We start from the raw sequence: 22,744 nt of genomic DNA on the forward strand, positions 1-22,744 counted from the left end.
ATGCGCTTAGTCGGTACGGATGTGTCTGGCTGCTCCTGCTCACCGAAATCGTTCTGCCCGACCGAGGAGGCTCGTCCCCCGATGCGTAACACGGTGTTATCGGATGTCAATGCCTTCCTCGATGCATCGAAAATCGCTTTATATGTGTCTCTGTTTATATTTGCTGTTATAGTTTTCTTGCCTTAATCACAAAAGTTACAGGAAACATCTTTGCTCTCTTTGCCATATCGCTGTTATTGTCCCTTGATTGCATAATCTCATCATCAGTTTGCTCAATCATATGCTCAACTACAAATCCCGCTTTCGCCAGCGCATTCACATAAGTTGATATCTTACGATCCGCTAATAATAACTCACCTTCAACAGCTACTGGATACCAATCTTCATCGAAGTAACTCTTTTTAAAAACAAATCTACCATTATCTTCAGTAACACATCTGTGTATTGGATGAGACCAACTGAAGATAAATACACCGTCCTTTTTTAGGTAAGAAGAGATCCGACAAAAAGTACCCTCTAGGTCAGTTGTCCAACCAATAGCATAAATCGAATAAACATAGTCAAAATAATCTGTCGGTATGCCGCATTCTTCTTCCATAGGAGAACAGATCAACTTTGCCGATACACCAAGTGAATTCAAATGCTGCGCTGCCTTTTCAATTTGTCTTTCCGATATATCCACAGCCCATAGTTCAGATGCGTTGCGTTCCGCTTGATATTGCAAGGATTGGCCGTTGCCGCAGCCTACCTCCAATAATTTTTTTCCTGAAACATCACCAAAAAGCTGGTGTTTTTCTTCTGAGACAAACGCTCCATAGAAGGGAAGCACGATCGCTTTTAAGAAGTCATTGCCGGCTGTATCCCAATAAAAGCTATTTGTCTTATGAACAATTTTCTTATCCATGTCATCAATAATGATTGATCTATTTACGGACTTTATTTCCATTAAGACACCTTCTCACGAAATGTATTTGTAATTTCAAACATCCTACATACAATAAACTTATTAATTCAGATTTGCATTGATTTCCAATAACGTTTCCGTGTTCACGGCGTCCATTCACCTTAAGTTGCTCAGCGCACGACTAGTGCGCCTGACCGGCCGCGATGCGGTTGGGTGAATGGATGTGTCCCGGTAATCACTTCTTCGACTTATCTTCCGGGACCGAGGCGGCTTGTCCTCCGATGCGTGAACACATTGTTAGATGATGTCGCCTCCTACTTTGAGCTGCCTTCGAGTCTTACTGTTCCAAATGAAATTTTCATATTTAGTGAGTAGGTTAACCAAGACTGATTTCCGAATTCCTTCGAAAAGGTTAACTCTGCATCATACTGAGCACAAGCTTCATCATCAGTTAATCCTTTATTTATTAAGCTCTGTATTATCTCATTTCGATCTCCTGGTTGTTGACCAAGCCCTTCCTCTCTAAGTGATAAATAAAGTTGTTCTATTTGTGTTGTTTGCATATTCTGATCTAAGAAATTCACCTTATCACTGATCCTGCACTCGACATCGGTTAATCCGAGTTTACTTAGAATAACTGGTACTTGCATTCCGAAGTTTCCGCTTTTACCAAGACGTTTGAAATCTTCTTCATAGAGCTTTTGTAATATCCCTAACTTTATGATTTGGGATTGATCAATTCCATCAAAAAAGTAGTTTGACATATTTGAAATCCAATGAGGCTCAAAACAGATAACCTTTCCTTGATCACAGACACTGTTAATCATTTTTTTAATCGTCTTCTCCGGTTCCACCATATGTAATAGAAAAGCATGACAAATTGCTACGTCATACTTCCTTTCTACATGCATCGTCCCAATGTCGCCCTGAATAAATTGGGTTTGAAAAGATGTATGTTGAAATATTTCTTTTGCTCGGTTTATTAATTCTATTCCAAGATCAATTCCAGTATAAGTTGAACCTGCTGGTAGCATTGGCAACAGCTTAAGACCAAGAAAACCATATCCACAACCAAAATCAATGATGTTTATGGGCGTTGTAAACTTCCATACTCTATCAATTAGAAATTCTAAATAATCGTCGTTATAGTATAACTCCCGAGTTTTTCGAAGATATTCTATTTGGTTATCCCAAAAATAGTCTGACATAGTATTCTCCTTTTTTATCGCTTGGCGATTTCAGCTAACGCTCTTGCATTCTCAACGTCCGACGGAGTCGGATGTGTCCGTTGAATCTGCTACCTGGCTTCTCAACTTCGGTCCGGACCAAGGGCGTAGCCCGAAGCGTGAATGCGGTGTTAGCCGATGCTTCCTCTTCTTCGAGTTACCCACCGAATATATCTTGATCTTGTTATGCCCTTATCCGATCTTGACCTTAGATGCTTCTGGCTTTGAGGGATTACCCATATGTTCTTGATCTAGGAAATTTCGGCTAACGTTTTGTACTAACGACGTCCTGGCCCCTTAGAGCCGCTGCTTATAGTTGTGAGGCTTGCCGAACACCTGATGCAGTGACGTCCCGACGGGCTTAGGGGGCTGGATGTGGTCACTCGCTTCTCAGAGTGACCCCGAGCGTCAATATGGTGTTATTCGGAGGAAGTTCTGGAAGCAGCCATTGTATTTAAGGCGTTCTCAAAATAGCTATATACTTCATCTGCAATTCCCAAAAACTCTTCAACAAGTACATGACTATCCAAGTAACAAGCATACAGATAATCAACTAAAGCCGAGTCAATCTCGCAATAGTCTAATATGGCATTCTTCATCTCAATAATGTCATCTTGCCATACACCTGTATCTTCTAAAACCAAAGAGTATAATGCACGAATTAATCTCTTAGAATAACCTTTAATATATCTAGTTTTCATTGTGCTATCACTAGCATTAGTAAGTAAACGATGTATACGATCTACTTCCTCCTTGGTCTCTGTATTTAAGTCTAAAATGAACTCTGGAGAAGTAACTATCGGTGGCACTTTTTCACCAACGTCATGACCATATATGCAAACACAAATTATCTTAATCCAAAAACCCCACTCATTCGGTTTTCGTAATACATCGTCAATCGAGCAAATTATCGTATCAATCTTAGTCACTACTGGATATTCTTCTAAAAGCTTGTCTTTAATATTTGACAATCTTTCGTAATCAATATCTTTGGGATTTACACATACAATAGTAAAGTCTGCATCTGACTTAAAAGGTATAGCAGTTCCTTTTGGAATCGAGCCACACATATAAATGCTATGAATCTTACCTTTAAATTCGGTAAGTATATTATCTATATACTTATCAACAAAATCCTTATATTCACTTTGTATTACAATTCTATTTATAACTTTTTCTAATATCATATAGACTCCTCCTAAACATGTAAGAACTTCTTTCGGCTAACGTTCTTGAATTTTCGACGTCCGACGGAGTAGGATGTGTCTGGCTGAATCTGCTACCTGGCTTCTCAACTTCGGACCTTCATATGCCCTTCCGATCTTGACCTTGGATGCTTCTGGCTTTGAGGGTTTACCCATATGTTCTTGACCTAGGAAGTTTCGTCTAACGTTCTTGTATCTACGAACCCGAGAGGCTTAAGGGAGCAAAGCGACCGGGTCCGACGGACTTAGCTCTCGCAGGGTTGTTCGCTGATTCTGCTTCTTCGTCTACGAACCAAGGGCGCAGCCCGCAGCGTATATACGGTGTTATACGGAGTTCATGACATCCTTGAACTCGCTATCGAGAGAATATTCTTAATATCATCAAACATCTTATTCCAATTTCTATCTGTATTATTCATAATATACGAACCAAACGGTAGGGATTTAACCGCTCTTAGTTCTATATTTTTGCGTCTTATATAGTACTCTATTGTTTTAGGGTTTGACCATTTTGGTTTTGAACGAACAATAGCTGTATGTTTTAATGATTCTTCAACGCTGTTTTGCGATATATAAAATAATATTGGATTTAACGGACTAATAATAATCGCAAGGTTTCTTATGTATTCAATGATTTCATCTTCTTTAATTTGAGGATACAATCTATTGATATCATGAATTTGGTGTTGAAATAGGACACTCTCGAAAATCGTTACTGTATCCGTATTAAACATTCTTGTAACATACTGTTTAAAGCGTGTGTAAAACACTTTCTTATATATATTAAATGGGACAATAGCCTTATCCGAATAACAAAATTCTTTGGAAGATAAATATTCAATCAGCTCTTCATTCCAAGGTTTTGGCTCAGGTACTTTATAAGGTAATAAGACATAATCATCTTCTATGATAGACTTTAATTGAATCCACTCTTCTAGTTGAGGGAACTTTTTTAGTAAAGCATTGTAATCGTTCTTCGTAAGATAAGCATAAAAAGGCAAATCAATTGGATGCTCACTACCTTCAACATATATCTTGGTGTTTACTCCAACTTCGTTAAGGTAATTATAAAGCAATTTGGATGTGGTTGTTTTCCCTGAACCTGGAATACCTTCAAACATAATTAATTTAGTATTATTCACTCAACTCACCTTTATTATATTAATTAAATCCATTATTGAATTTTCCATCCATGTTAATTTATTTGATAATTTTTAAAGTCTCTTATATATGTTTTCATGAATTACGTATAACGTTCTCGTATCTGCGAACCCGAGAGGCTTAAGGGAGCGCACGCGACCGGGTCCGACGGACTTAGCCTCGCAGGGGTTGTGAGCCGATTCAACTTCTCCGCATACCACTTCTAACGAACCAAGGGCCGAACGGCCCGCAGCGTAGATACAATGTTAGACGAAGTTTATGCCTTCATCGAGTTTTCTTAGTATATATTTATTACTTGCAAATCCCCCACTTTGCACCAATAAAAACCAAACTTTAAAAAAGTAAGTAAATTCAAACATATTACTCGTATTAGCTACAATTCTATACTCGACTCCAGTATCTTCGTAAATTCTTACTACTACAGAAGGTTCATCAGAAGAATAGAATATACTGAAACTTCCCTTGCTATACTCATATTCTAGTGAAGATTCGAGAGTGAACACGATTAAACTTTGAAGAATTGCTACAAAAGCAGAAACCAAATCAAAATACATTTCTATATCAGTAATTTTAGGAATTTCGAATTTATGTTCCATTCTATTTCTTATAGTATTTATTCTTACTAAAACTCTTGAATTAAAAACCCCAATATCATTAAGAAAATCCAATTTCTTCTCAAATTTTAAATTTTTCTTTGCAGTGATATTATAAAGGTTATAGACAAATAAAAACGTATCCAGTTGACAATCCATCGCCCTCTTTAAATGAGAAACACAATTTATCAGACTAACAGATGTATTCTTCTCTAATTCAACTTGCGCGAAATCAAGATAATCAACTGCATATAAATCAAATTCAGGCAAGTCTGGCATACCTCCCCCTCCTCCACACGGGGTTAATTCATCAATATATTGAATTAAGAACATTCGAAGCTTTTCAATTTTTTCGCTCAAAATTAATATCTCCGTTATCAAAATGCATAAATTTCACCTAACGTCTTATCTACGAACTTCGTAAATAACACTCCATTCGTTGTATATACGAAGTTCGCAAATCCTACATGACAAAGAGTATTTACGAACTGCCTCACATAGTCACTTATAATTACAATAACCTGTAACCCCATTCACTTACAATATATTGATTTTGAACCATCTGTTTCTTCATTATCCTGAGCTTCCTTCAACACCGCCTCGTTCTTTCTCCTCACGCATCAACCGATCAAGCGGACTCTCGATATTTTGAATATTCCGCAAGCTAACATGAGTGTATCGTTCAGTCGTACGACTGCTTGCATGACCAAGCAGCTCTTGAATATATCTCAAATCCACACCACCTTCTAACAAATGCGTCGCGAAGGAATGCCTTAGCGCGTGAATACTCACCTGTTTATTGATCCTTGCTCGCTTAAGGGCCTGTTCGAATATTTTTTGAGCGCTTCGTTCGGTGAGATGGCTCCCATTTCCCTGCTTCACGAGAATCGTACGTCGCGACAGATCCAGATCACGAACATGGAGTCTAACAACCTCTCCTACTCTAAGCCCAGATGAATAGGTGATCATGAGCAGCGCATGGTGCTTTATATTCGTACAAGCTGATATAACCGACATAACCTCTTCGGGACTTAATACCTTAGGCAGCTTCAATTCTCGTTTAGGCCGCATCGTCGACCTTTCACGGAGCTTAATTCCAAGGACATATTCAAAATAAAACTTCAGTGCACTTATCCCTTGATTAACATAAGCGTGAGAGTATCCTTTCTCTATCAAGTGAAGAATATAAGCTTGTACCTGATCCGAATCTCCAGAAGAATTCACCTTGTTGCAATCAGAATTCTCCCTCCATGAATTAAGAAATATCTCTTTGATGTTTACTACCTTTATTCAGCACTTCTGCGTATATTGTGCTTTGCTTGCTTTTTCCAAGTCTTTGAAGAGCATTTATGTATACTTGATGACGCAGCAAATTTTCATGCCATACGCTGTTTTCAGAGAAATACTCAAGCAAGACCGTAACGATTTGTTCTGTATAAGGGACATACCAGACCAATCGCTTTGCATCCCATCTACGATTCGGAAGCCTTCGAATACATGCTAGATCTCTCTCATCAACTTCACCTCCAACTCTTCATGATTGGCTAAGCTTACGTAAATCATTGTATGATTATCTTTTTGATAAGCCTGCTTCTTCATCATGCTTTCCTCCCTATTAAATATCCAAAGCAACAAGGGCAACCAATCGACAACATCGTCTCATACGATGGATCTCCCTCTATCTTTACGCTTAATTCCACAGCAGTACACCATCTTATGATGAATCGACATGACCGAATAACTTTCACATGACATTGATTACATCCTTATTCCTCTCCCCCCTCTCCCATTGAAATAAAAAAGGAGATCAACGCTCATCGCATTCATCTCCTGATTCTTTCAGGCCATCAACCCAAATATGTAATTAACCCGATGCTTCCATACAACTTACAACTTATTTAAACATACCCTTGCTAAACCGATACATGGAGCCCCGTGCGTGCCAGAACAACCTGCTCTGGCAGAGGATATGCCTCTCTCACATCCACACCGTGGGACATGTGCGTATACACCGCCTGCTTAGGCTGCAATTCTCGAATAAGTTCAGCAGCCTCGACCATATCATAGACGGAGCGCGTGTCGTAAGGGAATGGCTCCTCGTAAAAGTTCGTTCCCAGCACCAGCAGATCCAGATCACGGAATGCAGCCTTTTCTTTTTCACCAAGACCAATCGCATCTGAAGCATACGCCCATGCACCATGGCATTGTCCTGCCTCCGACTCCAGTAGCGGCCGTTCGAACCGATAGGCGTAGGAGTAGCCGTTTTTCCCATGGTTGACTTTGACCGGATAAATGGCCCAATCCTCCCAGTGCCATACCTCCTCCAGCACCGTCCATTCGATATATCGATCCAGCCACGGATACATGCTGCGAATAATCTCCAGCACTTCAGCAGGTGCAATGACATGGCCCTTCTTGTCAGTCCAGCGGCAGACGTCTGCATAGGCGGGTAATCCCGCTACATGATCCTGATGCGCATGGGTAATGAGGATATCGGAGATCCAGCGCATTCCCGCAAGCTCCATTTGCAGCGGCCAGTCTGGCCCGCAGTCGACCAGCAGCTCTCGATGAGCTTTCATAAGCAGCACAGAGGAGCGCATTCTCCGGTTTCGTCTTGTCGTTCGAGCTTCCTCGCACACCGCACAATCGCAATACACACGCGGCACACCCAAGGAATCGCTGTTTCCTAAAAAGACGCACTGATAACCGGGATGCTCGCGGTCTAACGCTATATTCATTCCTTGCTTTGTCTCATTCATCCTTTCATCATCCTTACCTGACTAAAATGACTTGTCCGATCCAACTTCTACTCTTAGTATAATCACTTTTTCGAAGAAGGTATAGGTATGCACCGGATACCTATCCTACATCATATATATGTAAAGGTTTCATCATCTATGGATACCCCGCTTGTATTCTACAATCGAGATCATTATTCTGTAGGGTATAGTCTTACAGCATACAGCACGAAAACTAACCATAAAGTGAGATCGCTTTTTACTTCAATAGGAATGTTTATCTAGGGTTTCAGGAGGTCTGTCATGTCTCTATCCATTCATTCGAACACGATTGAAATCGTCGCGCATCGCGGCTACGCCGCCATCTTCCCCGAGAATACCATGCTTGCCTTCCAGCGCTCGCTTCAGCTCGGCGCTCACAGCATTGAGCTTGATGTTCATCATTCCAAGGAAGGCATCCCTGTCGTCATTCACGATGACAAGCTGAACCGCACGACGACAGGCAGTGGATATATTCGGGAGAAGAGCCTTGCGGAGATTCGGCTTGCCGATGCAGGAGTAAAGTTCAATCCGAGGTTTGCAGGCTGCAGAGTCCCAATCCTTGAGGAAGTATTGGATCTACTGGCAGGACGCTTTGGTCTGCAATTGGAGTTGAAGGAAGGCATCAACGAACGAGAAGCCAAAGGGCTCCTTCATCTACTCAACATCTACGGCATGATCGACCATACCATGATCATCTCCTTTTATAAAAGCAATCTCGAGCTGATCCGCAAGCTCCATCCCGGTATTGAGGTAGGTTTCTTGACGAGCGACATTATTGCGCTTGAGCCTGTTGCTGCACTGGGGAGAGCATCCGTATGCCTGGATTACCATATCCCGCTCAAATATCCAAAGATCATAAAGGAAGCGGAGGAGCTTGGCATTGATGTCACGGTATGGACCATTCGTCAGGCGCATACAGCCAAGAAGCTTTATGACCTAGGCATTCGACGCTTCACCAGCGATATTCCGCTTCGCCCTGATCTCACCGCACTTTGAACGAAGGATAACATGTGAAAATCCTCTTGCTCGACCGTTCATCCCGCCACAGCGAATGGAGAACGAGCGCGCAAGAGGATTTTTTACAGCCCTCAGCGTTATTAGCACCTTTTATATGGATATCGTTACGTAAAATAACCTAGCGTGCTTTATAAGCCAGCCAGCACCTGGTACCAGATTCCTCGCTTGCTGTACAGCGATTCCCGTATATGCTCCCAGCCGCCCATGTCCTCAATGGTGAACAAGCCCTCCGGGGCAGCAATCTGCTCCTTGAGTTCAGCCTTGACCTGCTCGTTAACAGGACGGAAGCCTGCTTTTACCCAGATTTCCTGTGCCTCCTGCGATCGCAAAAAGGCCACGAACGCTTCTGCCGCCTCTCTCGTGCCATGCTTATCGACATAACGATCGACGACAACGACGGGGTTCTCGATCTGAATCGTATGCTCCGGCACTACAATCTCATAGGGGACGCCTTGCTTGATCCGAGCCAGCAGCTCATTTTCATACGTTACAATCGCATCTCCAACGCCATACTCGAATGCTGCCATTGAGGCTCTCCCGCTCTTATCCATCGAGATCACCCGGTCATGGATACCTGATAGCAGCTGCTTCGCATACGCTGGACCATCCACGTTCAACGCTTCCGCCTGCTTCAGCCCCGCCCCATAGATCGCGTTAATATCCCACTGCGCTCCGCCTGACGTCTTCGGGTTCGGATAGAGAACGTCGACATTGCTCTTCTTCAGATCTTCCCAATCCTTTATTTGAAGAGGATTGCCCTCTCTTGTACCAATAACGACGATCGATTCTGTTACCATTCCCGCATAAGGGTCCTGCTTCTGCCAATCCGAGGAGACAAGATCCGCTTCAATAAGCTTATTGACGTCCCCCTCCATCGCAAATAATGCAACGTCGGCCTCCATCCCGCCGGCAATCGATCTTGCCTGTGTCCCTGAAGCTTCATAGGACTCCTGAATCGTGAGCTTCTGCCCCGTCTTCTGCTCCCATTCCGCTTGGAACACCGGAATAAGCTCCTGCAAGGCATCCTTTGCGACAGAGTACGCGCCGATCACAAGCGTGGAGGAAGCATCAGCATCTTTCTCCGACGATGGGGCTGCGGCCAGACTCCCATTTACAGCTTGAGCATCCTCCTTCGTGCATCCTGCAAGGAGCAGCGATGTGAGCACGACGAAAGAGATCAGCAGGAAGAACACCCTCTGCTTTCCTTTAAACCACAGATTCACACGCCCTCCCCCTTTCATCAAATATGAATCGGCATAGGATCTTCCTTCAGCGCATTCTCCTGCACCCAATGATCCTGATCGCTAAACATATACGCGCGATGAACGAGGATCTCGACCTGCTCGCCTATCTGAAGCACCTCTCGCTCAAGCGGACGGTACGTCTTCAACTGGACATCACCGACAGCAACCTCAACCAGCCACTCGCTGCCTCGGAAGTGAAGGGCGGAGACAATTCCTCGCTCGCATGCAGACTTAAGCGACAGCTCCCCAAACTTTCCGACCTCAATATATTCAGGACGGATGAGCGCTTTGCTTTCCGGCCATGCGGCAGCAGACTCAAATCCTTTCAGCGATGCCACATCATTCAAGATCGTCGACTCCCCGATGAATTCCGCAACAAACGGCGTCTCCGGCGTCTTGTAAATATCCCATGGCGTGCCCTTCTGCTCTAGCTGGCCCTGCTGAATGATCATGATCTCATCTGCGACCTCAATCGCCTCGTCCTGATCATGGGTGACGAAGATCGAGGTAATGCCCACTCGTTCAATCAAGGACTTCAGCCATGTCCGAAGCTCTTTCCTGATCTTCGCATCTATCGCTGCAAACGGCTCATCCAAGAGCAAGAGCTGAGGCTCAGGAGCCAACGCTCTTGCAAAAGCAACACGCTGCCGCTGTCCGCCTGACAGCTGGTGCGGATAGCGCTTCTCCGTGCCTGAGAGTCCGGTCAGTTCTAACAGCTCCATCACTCTTTCGCGAATGCGTTCCTTCGGCCACTTTTTAATCGTAAGTCCAAAGGCCACATTATCAAATACCGTCATATGCTTGAACAGTGCATAATGCTGGAACACAAAGCCGATGCCCCGTTCCTGTGGAGGAACATTGTTCATTACTCGATCATGAAACACGATCTCCCCGCTGTCCGGACGCTCTAGCCCTGCAAGCATGCGAAGCACCGAGGTCTTCCCGCCGCCGCTTGGACCAAGCAGGCCTATGAGCTGGCCTGATTCGATTGTGAAGTTCATTTGACGCACCGCATGATAATCACCAAACCATTTATTGAGATCCCGAACTTCAATGTGCATCTCCATGTACTCCTTTTCGTTTTTTGGCCCATTCCATAAATAACAAGAGGGCGATCGAGCCGGCAGCAAGCACCAGTGCCAAGCTGTTTGCTGAAGCAATATTGAAATTATCCACATCCTGATACACCAGCGTCGTCATCGTCTGCGTCTTGTTCATGATGTTGCCGGATACGACGAGCACGGCGCCGAATTCGCCAAGGGATCGAGCCACCGTCAGGACAACGCCATATAGGACGCCCCAGCGTATCGATGGCCATGTCACTTTCCAGAATGTCGTCCAATGATAGGCGCCAAGCATAGAGGCGGCCTCCTCCTGCTGTGTGCCAATCTCCTGAAGCACGGGAACGACCTCTCTCACCATAAGTGGAAACGTCACGAACAGCGTCGCCAGCACCATGCCCGGGAAGGCATACACGATCGGAATGCCGGCCTGCGCAAGCAACGTGCCGATTACCGTATTCGGCCCAAGCATGAGCACGATCATAAAGCCGCCAATAACAGGCGACACAGCATAAGGCAGATCAATAATGCTGTTCAGCCATTGACGCAATCCGCGTCCAAGCCAGCTCCCTCTTACAATCGTCATCGCCATAAAGATGCCGAAGATCGTATTCAAGCATGTCACGACCACAACGACAGCTAAAGTCATCTTCATCGCGTGCAGCGCTTCAGGACGGACTAACGAGGCCACGACAGAGGATAATCCATGCTCCATCGCACTGATGACGACCTGCATTAACGGAATGATGAGCAAGAGAAGAAAGACGGAATAGGTGATGCCAATCAGAATTCGACTTGTGCCGGAGCGTGTGCTCATCGCTTCTCCCCCCTCGACTGCAGCATGTTAACCACCCATAGCACGATAAAGGATAGGGTCAGCAGCATCACAGATACAGCGGCTGCTCCCTGTGGATTGTCACTTTCTATCTCTCCGAAGATAAAGACCGAGGCGATCAGGGTTTTGCCGGGAATATTGCCTGCCACAAGCACGACAGCGCCGAATTCTGCCAGAGCCCGTGAGAATGCCAGCATGCCTCCGCTGATCATGCCGGGTCTCATCTGTGGAAGCAGCACCTTGAAAAAGGTATGAAGCTTCGAAGCCCCAAGCGTATGAGCCGCTTCCTCTTGCGTGCGATCCGCTTCCTCCAGCAGCGGCTGTACTGCGCGAATGACGAATGGAAAGGTGACGAATACCATCGCGATCACGATTGCAGGCTCAGCAAAGACAATCCGCATTCCAGCTGCATGAGCAAGACCCCCGATCCAGCTGTTTGGACCAAGAAGAAGAAGAATCATCAAGCCCCCTACGGCTGTAGGGAGAGCGAAAGGAAGATCGACCAAGCTGTTTAAGAAAGTGCGTCCGGGAAAGCGATAGCGATGCAGCACCCAAGCACAGATCGTACCGATGATGACATTAAGAATTGTAGCCAGAAGGGATAAGCGAAAGGTAAGCCAAATGGATTTCCAAGCCAGAGGTTCAAAGATGCTTTGAATGAAGACGGGTACTCCTCCAGAGAAGGATTGAACATAAATGCCTGCAATGGGCAAAATAATCAGCAGCAACGTATATAAGATCAGGGTTGTGCGGAACCCCCACATGACATCTCTTCGTTGAAGCAGTGAATTCATAGCCTTCCTCCATCTCCATACGGTTCCAAGCGTCGTGAGGTTAGTTTCATAATTCCTAGCTGTTTACTTGGTCTTTGTTTTACAATACTTTACCAAAAATTGTCGCTTGTCGTCAATACTTAATTATTCCTTATGCAACGTATTCGGAATGCTTATAATTGGTTAATCGCGGAGTGCGCAGAAGGGGTGGTTTTTGTTCAACAGGCAAAAGAAAAAAGCATCTATGCACGAACAATCGAATGTACGTACACACATGCCTATTAAGATATCGTTCATAACTGCTCCTATTGTTGCTGTAATGGAAACCTGTATCAGTTAACAGAAGATTTGGCTATCGTTAGATCGAATGATATGTGTGTTGCCTTGCTAAGTCAGGATAAGCATGTTTGATTTGATAAAAATATACAGCAGTTGTTTGGTCCGGAAGGCAAACCGATGTTCATGAAGGTAGCTCAAATTAGCCCTGTACAACCTCTTCAACACGACATCTCATTATCGATACAACGCATCAAAGGGCTAAAATGTGAAGATGCACGAATCCCTTTATTTTATACAACCTAGGAATGTGATCTACCGCATTGCTATGGTCAAGGCTGTTACGTGATTATAAATCATAAGCAATCTCTTTCTGGTTCGATACTAGACGTGCATATCTGGCATAATGGCTCCTGATGAGTCTGTCAGCATATGTGAGTGGCAGGAGAGGGTCTTCGGATAATTAATCCTGTTGATCCCTTGATTACGGCTACGCCGTTTGAATGGCATCCTCCATCGCTTTGCGGCAAAGGAATCTCACATGTGAGGACGCCGCTGGCTTCACTTCCTCGAAGGATACTTGATCTTGAATGTAGTAGGAGATGAATCCATGCATCGCTAAAAACATGCTGCGTGGAATATTCTGACGCTCTTGATCCGACAATGCCTTCACCCCTAGCGATTGCCTGACAATGCTTGAGAACATCTCTAAGCAGCGGCTTTGTTCAGAGCGCGCATAAGCAAGCAGTTCTTCATCTCGTGTCATAAACATGATCTCATAATGATGCGGATGATTAAGTCCAAAGGCAATGAATTCAAGCATAACAAGCTCAAGCTTGGCTATCCCCTCGCTTGGAGCATGATTGATAATGCGTTCGAACAAGCGGCCGAGACGCTTGAAATCTTCCTGCACAAGGGCATAGAAGAGCTCGGCCTTGTCCTTGAAATGATAATATAACGAACCATGGCTGTAACCTAAATGCTGTCCAATGCTGCGCATCGATATTGCTCGATAGCCCTTTGTAACGAATAAATGCCTGGCAACCTCTAATATTCGCTCACGCGACAACTCTTGTTCTACCGCTTTTCTTGGCATGGCGCTCGCTCTCCTTATTCCCCATCAATGTAATAAGCAGGTTCTCCCTTCTCAATAACCGCCTGACCTTGCGTCAGATCGGTCATCCACTCTATGAATGAGTCGCTTTCACTGCGAATTGGCAAACAGGTTAACGTCACCTTATCCGTATAAAAGGTCTCACCCATTCTCATCTCTCTGTTTCTAAGCTCATTCTCGACTTTACCAAGCCACGTATAATCAACCTCGACCAACACTTCCTGATGCAGCACCTTTTCGATCGCTTCCGCACCTTCAATTGCAGCCACCGCGCCATCGGTATAAGCCCGAATCAGTCCACCCGCTCCAAGCAATATGCCGCCAAAGTAACGGGTTACCACAATTGCCGTATCCTTAAGCCCTTGGTGCTTTATGACCTCAAGAATCGGCTTTCCGGCTGTTCCACTTGGCTCCCCGTCATCTGAAGCCTTCTGGATCTCGTCGCGCTCGCCAATCACATAAGCAGAGCAGTTATGCGTCGCATTCCAGTGCTTCTTCTTCATCTCTTCGATAAAAGCAATCGCCTCTTCCTCCGAGTGGACGGGCTTGGCATAGCCTATAAAGCGGGATTTTTTGATTACGATCTCTTTATATCCGAAATCACGGACGGTTTTGTAGCGCTCCAACAACATGTATCACCTTCCATGAGTGCCAAGAAAGCAGTTCCCGCGTCAATCACGGTGAACTGCTTCCTCCGGCAGCCAGTCATTCTAAGCTGTATATGCTTACGCCGATATAGCGTTGGCTAATCTTGATATAGGTCTTGCATTCTGTCTTATTGCTCTAGACGCTTCTCAAGCTGAGCCTTTTCTTCCTCATAGCCAGGTTTGCCGAGAAGAGCAAACATATTTTTCTTATATGCTTCAACACCCGGTTGGTCGAAAGGATTAACGCCCAGCAGATAGCCGCTGATGCCGCATGCTTTCTCGAAGAATGTTACCAAATACCCGAAGGAATAAGGCGTCATGTCTGGAATCGTTACGATCAAGTTAGGAACCTGCCCGTCTGTATGAGCAAGCATCGTGCCTTGGAATGCCTTCTTGTTCACAAAGTCCATTGTCTTGCCAGCCAGGAAGTTCAGGCCGTCCAAGTCTGCTGGATCCTCTTCGATGGTGATCTGTTCCTTCACTTCTTCCACTTGGATAACCGTTTCGAACAGATTGCGGGAGCCTTCTTGAATGAATTGTCCCATGGAGTGAAGGTCAGTAGAGAAGTCTACGGATGCAGGGTAGATTCCCTTGTAATCCTTACCTTCGCTCTCGCCGTACAATTGCTTCCACCATTCCGATACATAGTGGAGGGACGGCTCATAGTTCACCAGAATCTCAATCGCTTTGCCTTTGCGGTACAAAGCATTGCGCACTGCTGCGTACTGGTAGCTCAAGTTCTCTGCCACATTCGGATTGTTGTATTCCTTAGCAGCATCCTGAGCACCCTTCATCATATCGTCGATATCGATGCCCGCAACTGCGATTGGAAGCAAGCCTACCGCTGTTAATACGGAGTAGCGGCCGCCTACATCATCTGGAATGACGAAAGTCTCGTAGCCTTCTTCAGTAGAAAGCTTCTTCAATGCGCCCTTCTCGCGGTCTGTGGTAGCAAAGATACGGTTCTTTGCTTCTTCCTTGCCGTATTTCTTCTCAAGCGCATCCTTGAAGATACGGAATGCGATTGCAGGCTCTGTTGTAGTACCTGACTTCGAAATCACGTTAATCGAGAAGTCCTTGCCTTCGATCAATTGAAGCAAGTGAGATACATATGTAGAGCTGATGTTGTTGCCGGCGAAGTAGATCTCAGGCGTATTGCGCTTGTCCTTCGGCAGCATATTGTAGAAGGAATGGCCAAGCATTTCGATTGCAGCACGCGCTCCAAGGTAGGAACCACCGATACCGATGACAATCAATACCTCAGAATTGTCTTGAATGCGCTTCGCAGCACTCTTAATGCGAGCAAATTCTTCTTTATCATAATCAAAAGGCAGGTCGATCCAACCCAAGAAGTCTGAACCTACACCTGTCTTGTTATGCAATTGATCGTGGGCAAGACGAATCGGTTCTGCCAAATAATCAATTTCATGTTGTCCGATGAATGCCAATGCTTTACTGTAGTCAAATTTTATATTTTTCGACATTGTACACCCTCCTCAGTATGTTTACTTTTCCACTTTAACCCATGAAAATCTTATTTCTTAGAATAATGGATTTCTCATGGAAACACAAGGGAACAAAATCCCTAGACCTTTATTATACCATAAAAGTTATTTATCAATTTTCAACAATTCATGTATGAATGCGCTGTCATTCCGGAATCAGGATTCATTTGTGCTAAAATAGAAGGAAGTGATCCCTTTCGAAGTATACCAGTGGTAAAAAATGCATGTGTTAAACGAAAATTATACCGTTGAGGTGACAGCCATCATGACAAAAGTAGCAGTATTAGGACTAGGCACCATGGGCGCTCCAATGGCCCTCAATTTGTTGCAAAAAGGCTTCGAGGTCATCGTGTACAACCGTACCGCCTCCAAAGCTGATCCACTTCGCGAGGCAGGCGCCGTCGTTGCCGAGAATCCGCGTGAAGCAGCCGCGCAGGCAGATGTCATCATCACAATGGTCAGCAATGATGCTTCTATTCAGAAAGTCTACTATGGTGACAACGGCGTGCTGGCCGGTGTTCGTCCAGGCTCCATCATCATTGACAGCAGCACGATCTCACCATCGCTGTCAATAGCACTCTACGGCGAATGCCAAGCGAAGCAAGCACAATTCCTTGATGCCCCGGTTACTGGAAGCAAGCCTGCTGCAGAAGCTGGAACCCTGCTCTTTATGGTAGGCGGTGAAGAAGCGACTCTTCAACAAGCCATGCCTGTACTAGAAGCGATGGGCACGCGAATCGTTTATATGGGTCCTTCCGGCAGCGGCTCCATTACAAAGCTTGCGCACAATACCATTGTAGGCATCAACAACGTTGCTTTGGCTGAAGGCTTCTCGATTGTATCCAAGGCAGGCGTTAATCCAACAGCTTTCCTAGAGGTTGTTCAAAACGGAAGTGCCGGCAGCAAGGCTGCTGAGCTGAAAGGCCAAAAGATCATCAACGGCAACTTCGACAACCAGTTCTCGCTCGCGCTGATGCTGAAGGACTTGAAGCTCGCTTCCGTGCTGACTGATCAATTGCAATCTCCTACGCCTATGCTGGAGCTTGCGAAGAGCATGTTCCAGATGGGACAAACAGCGGGTTACGGTGACGAGGACCTATGCTCCGTCGTGAAGATCTATGAACAATGGATCGGCCATGCCATTAATGCAGAACATAAGAACGAAGAGAAATAAGCATAGAAATAACTCTTTGTGAAAATAGAGCCCAACCAACTGATCGGAACTTCGAACCTATAAAGCCCATTGGCTCTAGGCGATATGCCTATTGCGAGTGGGCCTTTTTATTACAGTCTCTTACAACCCTTGCCTACCTGACTTCTTCATTCTCGTTAGGCTCCGCATGCAGAACGAAACTAGCTTACGATTCTTCATAAAAGGAATCACCTTCACAGGCCACCATCCACCTGCAGCCCACCTAAACGACACGAACATACAAAAAACAGCCCCTGCATAAGAGCAGAGGCTGTTTGATCTTATCATTAACGCTTAACACTTCTTACAGAAGTGCCTTTACGCGGTTTACTACATTTTCAACAGTAAAGCCGTATTCTTGCATCACTTTGTCGCCAGGCGCGGAAGCACCAAACGTACTGATGCCCAAGATATCGCCTTGATCGCCTACATAGCGCTCCCAACCGAATGGAGAAGCCATCTCAACCGCAAGACGCGCCTTCACATCTGGAAGAATAACAGAGTCGCGGTATTCCTTCGGCTGCTTCTCGAACAGATCCCAGCTTGGCATGGAGATAACGCGAACTTGAATGCCTTCTTCAGCCAATGCTTGTTGGGCACGAACCGCGAGTTGTACCTCAGAGCCCGTTGCGATGATTTGAGCTTGCGGCTTGCCGTTAGGCGCATCTGCTACCACATAGGCACCGCGAGCAACACCTTCGCGTGCTGCTTCTACTGCTCCTTCAAGGATAGGCAGGTTCTGGCGAGTCAACACGAGCACAACCGGGTTGCCTTTGTTCTCCATCGAGTAAGCCCATGCTGCGGATGTTTCATTGCCATCAGCTGGACGAATAACCGTAAGGCCTGGAATGATACGCACCGAAGCCAATTGTTCGATTGGCTCATGGGTAGGACCATCTTCACCAACTGCGATACTATCATGCGTCAGCACATACGTTACTGGCAAGCCCATAATGGAAGACAAGCGAACTGCAGGACGCAGATAATCCGTAAATACGAAGAACGTACCGCCGAATACCTTCACGCTGCCATGAAGCATCATGCCGTTCATCGCTGCCGCCATTGCAAATTCACGTACGCCGAAGTAAATGTTGCGTCCGCTGTAGTCTTTCGCACTGAAGTTCGTCAAGCCATTGAGATGCGTCATCGTAGAGCTCTCAAGGTCAGCGGAACCACCTGTGAGGAAAGGAATTTGCTTCGCAAGACCGTTAAGCGCGTTACCGGAAGCTACGCGAGTAGAAACCGCCTTGTCACTTGCTGCATAGACAGGAAGCTCAGCATCCCAATCTGCTGGAAGCTCGCCAGCGATTGCTTCTTTGAACTGCTTCGCAAGCTCTGGGTACTCCTGCTCGTATTTTGCAAGTTGAGCATCCCATTCATTGTTTGCAGCTTCGCCCTTGTCTTGGACGTTTGCTTTGAAGTTGTCATAGACCTCTTGCGGAACGTAGAAGTCTTCATGCTCCCACTCGTAGAAAGCTTTTGTAAGCTTCGTTTCATCTGCGCCGAGTGGAGAACCATGCGTACCGCCATGTCCACCCTTGCCTTGCTTATTCGGGCTTCCGAAGCCGATGACAGTCTTCACTTCGATCAGGGTTGGCTTGTCCGCTACCGTGCGTGCATTATTCACCGCAGCCTCGATCGCTACCAAGTCATTGCCGTCTTCAACAAGCAGCGTTTGCCAGCCGTAAGCTTCAAAACGTTGACGAACATTCTCGCTGAAGCTCAGATTGGATTCGCCATCAAGCGTAATATCGTTGGAATCATACAGCACGATCAATTTGCCAAGCTTCAGGTGACCTGCGAGTGAAGCCGCTTCGCTTGCTACACCCTCCATCAAGTCGCCATCACCGCAAATCACGTACGTATGATGATCAATCAAGTTGTAACCTTCACGGTTGTAAGTCGCGCCTAGCTGTGCTTCTGCCATCGCCATACCTACAGCCATCGCAATTCCTTGACCAAGTGGTCCAGTTGTTGCTTCTACCCCTGCTGTATGTCCAAATTCAGGGTGACCTGGGGTTTTGCTGCCCCATTGACGGAAGTTTTTAATCTCTTCCATAGGAAGATCATAGCCGCTCAAGTGAAGCAAGCTATACAACAGCATGGAACCGTGCCCTGCAGACAGCACGAAACGATCGCGATTCATCCAAGTTGGGTTGCTTGGATTGTGTGTCATGGCTTTAGCAAATACATGGTACCCCATAGGTGCAGAGCCCATCGGCATCCCTGGGTGTCCGGATTTAGCCTTCTCAATGGCATCAATAGCCAATGTACGAATCGTTGCAATGGATAGCTGATCAATAGGTGTTGCTGTCATTGCTGATTTCCTCCCTCTCTATGTACAAGAAATGTAAGGTTGAAGATAGCTCGCCTTCATCTTGTCTTTTATTTGGTATTACTATACCATCACTTGAACATATTGCGAACCCCGTGAGGAAAGAATCACGAGGAAAGTCATGGTTATAATGCGATATGCTTAGTCAAGCTGAGGTACATAATAATAATTATAAAATAAAAACAGGCCTCAATCCATAGCAAACCGATGTTTCTATGTCTTTCCTGCAAATCATCATGCGTCAAGATGATGCCTTGAGCGCTTGCGAAACTTTCGATACACCTTGCGAAAGCCTTCAAGCAGCTTATGTGGCAGCCGAATCGGAAAGCGATACAATAGCGGACGATAAATCCATCTGTACGCCTGTCTTGTATCCCGCCATACATGATCCGTCCCTTGAAGGAGAAAGTCGCTTACATCGACTACTCGACCTCTACCCTGATCATTTAATATATTTTTTCCATGGATGTCTCTTGGATTCAAGCCTCTTGAACGCGCATATGCCAAGGCCTCGTCTACATCTGATATGACCGACGGTGGAATTTGAATGCCTCTGAGCAGACAATCATACAGATTCGTACCGAGCAGCCTCTTCAGGATGAGATAGCCTTCACCCTTGTAATAGCAAGTGGCATAAGCCGGATGCTCGCCTAATCGCTCATATACTTCAGCCTCTTCCTCGATACCTGGCCGATCTTTCCCATATACCTTTACGATCCACGGGGATTGTTCTCCGCGCTCCAGCACAGCAGCATAATTGCCTGTGCCCAGCAAAAACCATTCCTTCGGCACATGCCTCACAATAACGGGATCATCTGGTGATTCACTTGTGACTTTTAATGATGGAAGCAGCTCCTGCTCGATCCACTGGACGGCTTGCGCAATCGTCTCTTGATCCATGGTTGTTCACCTAACCTTATCTACAGAACCACAGTTCAATATATCATTAGATTCTCGAAGCTTCCATCCTTAATTTGAAAATAAAGGAAGGTTTTTATTCGTTGGATCATTTGATTGTCCATTCCAGCTTGTCCATGCTGAGGATTTAAGTTTGAGAAGAATCGCAAGTTTGGATTGTGAAAGAAATATTTTTTGAAAGAAAGATGAATGAGATCTTATTAAGAAACTTATTAAGGGATGAGCATCTAAGCATTAGGGAAAATGTAAAAAAGTACGAATAAAAAACAGACTGTACACGAATCGGATATTTTCCTTGAAAGCAGACAAATAAAATCTTTAAACCTGCTACTTTAAGGAGTGATTATCCAAACTCAAGCCAGTCTGTTCTTGAACCCATTCTTTAACTAACAAAACTCGTAAAGCATGCGTGACCATTCCTACTCGAATATAAGACAAGTAGCGTTTCATGATCCACAGGTCCGCAACCATGAATTTCAGTCTTTAGTTAAACACAACCGTCTTATTGTTATGAACCAGAATTCGATCCTCAACATGCCAATGCACAGCACGTGCAAGAACAACACGTTCAATGGTACGACCAATGCGCTTCAATTCATTCACATCTGCACGGTGTGTTACTCGGCCCACATCCTGCTCAATAATGGGACCGCCATCCAACTCTTCCGTCACATAGTGAGCGGTCGCTCCGATAAGCTTAACACCGCGCTCAAAGGCTTGATGATAAGGCTTGCCGCCCACAAAGGCAGGAAGGAAGGAGTGATGGATGTTAATAATGCGATTGCGATACTTTTCAATAAACAGGGGATCAATAATCTGCATGTAACGCGCCAAAATGATGACGTCTGCTTGTCCGTCCACGATCTCAAGCTGCTTCTTGCAAGCTTCGATCTTCGTATCTGGCGTAACAGGTATATAATGATACGGGATATCGAACGATTCCACGTACTCACGCATATCCTCATGATTGCTCACAACCATGGCAATATCAGCATCAAGATCGCCAGCCTGCCATTGCCAGAGGAGCTCAAGCAGGCAGTGATCCTCTTTGGACACAAATATCGCAAGGCGCTTCTTCTCACTTACCTTGCTGATCTGCCACTTCATCGCAAACTTTTCTGCTATTGTAGAAAAATGCGTCTCCAACTCCGACAAGCGATCATTTAAATGAAGCATATCGAATTCGATCCGCATGAAGAACATGCCGCCCTCTGGATCCATCGTATACTGATCAGACTGTACGATGTTTGCTTCTTTTTCATACAGAAACTGCGATACAGCTGCTACAATACCTGCCCGATCCGGACAGGAAATCAACATTCTTGCTCGATTCTCACTAGCATGACGATCCTGCGACTGAGACCGTGTAAGTTGGTGTGTCATCTCCGCTCCATCCCCCATTGTAAACGAATCAAATTCCCGCTTCTTGATCTAGCTGTATCTTTATATCTTTATATCTTTGTATCTACTTAAGCTTGAATAGCTTCTTCACCTGCCAGCCATACCGTGATGCGCTGGTTGATCTCTTCTTCTGTGCGATCCGGCAGCACTTGTGCCTCGACTGCTTTATCATACAAACGCTCAAGCGGCTCGCGCGGATCCGCCTTCTTCGCCTTCGCGTCGTTCTTAAGCAGAGTCCATGTGTCGATGACAAAGGAACGACGGTCAATGCCTTCTCCCTTATAGAAGTGAGCAAGACGCTCGACATCCTGAACGAAGTCTTGTCCAAAGTGCGCCGCTACATTGCCGCGCAAGAGCGCAATTTCCGCTTCATACATAGGACGCTGCTTCTTGGAATCCTTGCCAATCCAAGGCGTTTCCAGTATAAACGGACGTCCCTGCAAGGACTCGTGCCGTACGACACCTTTTATGCCTTCAAACCCAATCCAACCGGAGCCAACAGGCGCATGGCGGTCCTTGCCTGCTCCCACTGGGTTTTTGCTGTCATTCAAATGCAC

20 protein-coding genes are annotated in these 22,744 nt (G+C 45.5%); 2 read left to right on the top strand and 18 right to left on the bottom strand.

Translation table 11 applies throughout. From position 1 onward, the window contains the following. Positions 1-166 precede the first annotated feature (166 nt). The 7 genes from I2H74_RS20800 to I2H74_RS20830 all read right to left on the bottom strand — a co-directional run bounded on the left by I2H74_RS20800 (position 167) and on the right by I2H74_RS20830 (position 7,848). Positions 167-946, bottom strand: coding sequence for a class I SAM-dependent methyltransferase (locus I2H74_RS20800; RefSeq protein ID WP_195576170.1), 780 nt, complete (start codon positions 944-946; stop codon positions 167-169). A gap of 272 nt (positions 947-1,218) precedes the next feature. Continuing rightward, positions 1,219-2,112: a class I SAM-dependent methyltransferase gene (locus I2H74_RS20805; RefSeq protein ID WP_195576171.1), complete on the bottom strand. Its 894-nt coding sequence runs from the start codon at positions 2,110-2,112 to the stop codon at positions 1,219-1,221. A 437-nt stretch (positions 2,113-2,549) separates the two neighbouring features. Beyond that, positions 2,550-3,317 carry a nucleotidyltransferase domain-containing protein gene (locus I2H74_RS20810; protein ID WP_195576172.1) on the bottom strand — a complete coding sequence of 256 codons (768 nt, stop codon included), beginning with the start codon at positions 3,315-3,317 and terminating at the stop codon, positions 2,550-2,552. A 353-nt stretch (positions 3,318-3,670) separates the two neighbouring features. Then, positions 3,671-4,477, bottom strand: a complete 807-nt coding sequence (locus tag I2H74_RS20815; RefSeq protein WP_195576173.1) for a hypothetical protein — start codon at positions 4,475-4,477, stop codon at positions 3,671-3,673. 264 nt (positions 4,478-4,741) lie between these two features. Continuing rightward, entirely contained in the window at positions 4,742-5,449 is a 708-nt protein-coding gene (locus I2H74_RS20820; RefSeq protein ID WP_195576174.1) for a hypothetical protein, read from the bottom strand. Positions 5,450-5,662: 213 nt separating this feature from the next. Further along, the gene (locus I2H74_RS20825; protein ID WP_229106904.1) at positions 5,663-6,160 is read right to left on the bottom strand and encodes a tyrosine-type recombinase/integrase; all 498 of its coding nucleotides are present in this window, start codon (positions 6,158-6,160) and stop codon (positions 5,663-5,665) included. An 842-nt stretch (positions 6,161-7,002) separates the two neighbouring features. Beyond that, positions 7,003-7,848 (bottom strand): MBL fold metallo-hydrolase, encoded by an 846-nt coding sequence (locus tag I2H74_RS20830; RefSeq protein ID WP_324254121.1) that lies wholly within the window; start codon positions 7,846-7,848, stop codon positions 7,003-7,005. Positions 7,849-8,130: 282 nt separating this feature from the next. Here I2H74_RS20830 and I2H74_RS20835 point away from each other — a divergent pair, with 282 nt between their 5' ends. Then, on the top strand, positions 8,131-8,865 hold the full coding sequence (locus I2H74_RS20835) for a glycerophosphodiester phosphodiesterase family protein (protein ID WP_195576175.1): 735 nt from the start codon (positions 8,131-8,133) through the stop codon (positions 8,863-8,865). Positions 8,866-9,014: 149 nt separating this feature from the next. On the opposite strand, the gene I2H74_RS20840 is transcribed toward I2H74_RS20835, so the two are convergent. The 7 genes from I2H74_RS20840 to I2H74_RS20870 all read right to left on the bottom strand — a co-directional run bounded on the left by I2H74_RS20840 (position 9,015) and on the right by I2H74_RS20870 (position 16,320). Next, positions 9,015-10,127 carry a sulfate ABC transporter substrate-binding protein gene (locus I2H74_RS20840; protein WP_195576176.1) on the bottom strand — a complete coding sequence of 371 codons (1,113 nt, stop codon included), beginning with the start codon at positions 10,125-10,127 and terminating at the stop codon, positions 9,015-9,017. Continuing rightward, entirely contained in the window at positions 10,127-11,191 is a 1,065-nt protein-coding gene (locus tag I2H74_RS20845; protein ID WP_195576177.1) for a sulfate/molybdate ABC transporter ATP-binding protein, read from the bottom strand. The genes I2H74_RS20840 and I2H74_RS20845 overlap by 1 nt, the downstream gene beginning before the upstream one ends. Continuing rightward, the gene (locus I2H74_RS20850) at positions 11,181-12,008 is read right to left on the bottom strand and encodes a sulfate ABC transporter permease (RefSeq protein ID WP_195576178.1); all 828 of its coding nucleotides are present in this window, start codon (positions 12,006-12,008) and stop codon (positions 11,181-11,183) included. Before I2H74_RS20850 ends, I2H74_RS20845 begins: the two co-directional genes overlap by 11 nt. Next, positions 12,005-12,820: a sulfate ABC transporter permease subunit CysT gene (gene cysT, locus I2H74_RS20855; protein WP_195576179.1), complete on the bottom strand. Its 816-nt coding sequence runs from the start codon at positions 12,818-12,820 to the stop codon at positions 12,005-12,007. Before cysT ends, I2H74_RS20850 begins: the two co-directional genes overlap by 4 nt. A 745-nt stretch (positions 12,821-13,565) precedes the next feature. After that, positions 13,566-14,171 carry a TetR/AcrR family transcriptional regulator gene (locus I2H74_RS20860; protein ID WP_195576180.1) on the bottom strand — a complete coding sequence of 202 codons (606 nt, stop codon included), beginning with the start codon at positions 14,169-14,171 and terminating at the stop codon, positions 13,566-13,568. Positions 14,172-14,185: 14 nt separating this feature from the next. After that, on the bottom strand, positions 14,186-14,818 hold the full coding sequence (locus I2H74_RS20865) for a YigZ family protein (RefSeq protein WP_195576235.1): 633 nt from the start codon (positions 14,816-14,818) through the stop codon (positions 14,186-14,188). A gap of 146 nt (positions 14,819-14,964) precedes the next feature. Further along, a complete protein-coding gene (locus tag I2H74_RS20870) occupies positions 14,965-16,320 on the bottom strand; it encodes a glucose-6-phosphate isomerase (protein ID WP_195576181.1) in 1,356 nt (451 codons plus the stop codon). A gap of 286 nt (positions 16,321-16,606) precedes the next feature. Here I2H74_RS20870 and I2H74_RS20875 point away from each other — a divergent pair, with 286 nt between their 5' ends. Further along, entirely contained in the window at positions 16,607-17,515 is a 909-nt protein-coding gene (locus tag I2H74_RS20875) for an NAD(P)-dependent oxidoreductase (RefSeq protein ID WP_195576182.1), read from the top strand. Between the two features lie 322 nt (positions 17,516-17,837). Here the strand turns inward: I2H74_RS20875 and tkt are convergent, their stop codons facing one another. From tkt to I2H74_RS24845, 4 genes are all read right to left on the bottom strand, one after another. Next, a complete protein-coding gene (gene tkt, locus I2H74_RS20880; RefSeq protein ID WP_195576183.1) occupies positions 17,838-19,850 on the bottom strand; it encodes a transketolase in 2,013 nt (670 codons plus the stop codon). 252 nt (positions 19,851-20,102) lie between these two features. Further along, entirely contained in the window at positions 20,103-20,768 is a 666-nt protein-coding gene (locus tag I2H74_RS20885) for a serine/threonine protein kinase (RefSeq protein WP_195576184.1), read from the bottom strand. Between the two features lie 501 nt (positions 20,769-21,269). After that, the gene (gene purU / locus I2H74_RS20890) at positions 21,270-22,169 is read right to left on the bottom strand and encodes a formyltetrahydrofolate deformylase (protein WP_195576185.1); all 900 of its coding nucleotides are present in this window, start codon (positions 22,167-22,169) and stop codon (positions 21,270-21,272) included. An 86-nt stretch (positions 22,170-22,255) separates the two neighbouring features. Beyond that, the coding region (locus tag I2H74_RS24845) for a TIM barrel protein (RefSeq protein WP_229106905.1) at positions 22,256-22,744 on the bottom strand (489 nt) is incomplete at its 5' end.

Source organism: Paenibacillus sp. 1001270B_150601_E10 (genome assembly GCF_015558675.1).
In the GTDB taxonomy this organism is placed as follows: Bacteria; Bacillota; Bacilli; order Paenibacillales; family Paenibacillaceae; genus Paenibacillus_B.

Coding starts and splice junctions, on each gene's coding strand:
- I2H74_RS20800 (WP_195576170.1), bottom strand. CDS start 946: ATGGAAATAAAGTCCGTAAATAGATCAATCATTATTGATGACATGGAT.
- I2H74_RS20805 (WP_195576171.1), bottom strand. CDS start 2,112: ATGTCAGACTATTTTTGGGATAACCAAATAGAATATCTTCGAAAAACT.
- I2H74_RS20810 (WP_195576172.1), bottom strand. CDS start 3,317: ATGATATTAGAAAAAGTTATAAATAGAATTGTAATACAAAGTGAATAT.
- I2H74_RS20825 (WP_229106904.1), bottom strand. CDS start 6,160: ATGCGGCCTAAACGAGAATTGAAGCTGCCTAAGGTATTAAGTCCCGAA.
- I2H74_RS20830 (WP_324254121.1), bottom strand. CDS start 7,848: ATGAATGAGACAAAGCAAGGAATGAATATAGCGTTAGACCGCGAGCAT.
- I2H74_RS20835 (WP_195576175.1), top strand. CDS start 8,131: ATGTCTCTATCCATTCATTCGAACACGATTGAAATCGTCGCGCATCGC.
- I2H74_RS20840 (WP_195576176.1), bottom strand. CDS start 10,127: ATGAAAGGGGGAGGGCGTGTGAATCTGTGGTTTAAAGGAAAGCAGAGG.
- I2H74_RS20845 (WP_195576177.1), bottom strand. CDS start 11,191: ATGCACATTGAAGTTCGGGATCTCAATAAATGGTTTGGTGATTATCAT.
- I2H74_RS20850 (WP_195576178.1), bottom strand. CDS start 12,008: ATGAGCACACGCTCCGGCACAAGTCGAATTCTGATTGGCATCACCTAT.
- cysT (WP_195576179.1), bottom strand. CDS start 12,820: ATGAATTCACTGCTTCAACGAAGAGATGTCATGTGGGGGTTCCGCACA.
- I2H74_RS20860 (WP_195576180.1), bottom strand. CDS start 14,171: ATGCCAAGAAAAGCGGTAGAACAAGAGTTGTCGCGTGAGCGAATATTA.
- I2H74_RS20870 (WP_195576181.1), bottom strand. CDS start 16,320: ATGTCGAAAAATATAAAATTTGACTACAGTAAAGCATTGGCATTCATC.
- I2H74_RS20875 (WP_195576182.1), top strand. CDS start 16,607: ATGACAAAAGTAGCAGTATTAGGACTAGGCACCATGGGCGCTCCAATG.
- tkt (WP_195576183.1), bottom strand. CDS start 19,850: ATGACAGCAACACCTATTGATCAGCTATCCATTGCAACGATTCGTACA.
- I2H74_RS20885 (WP_195576184.1), bottom strand. CDS start 20,768: ATGGATCAAGAGACGATTGCGCAAGCCGTCCAGTGGATCGAGCAGGAG.
- purU (WP_195576185.1), bottom strand. CDS start 22,169: ATGACACACCAACTTACACGGTCTCAGTCGCAGGATCGTCATGCTAGT.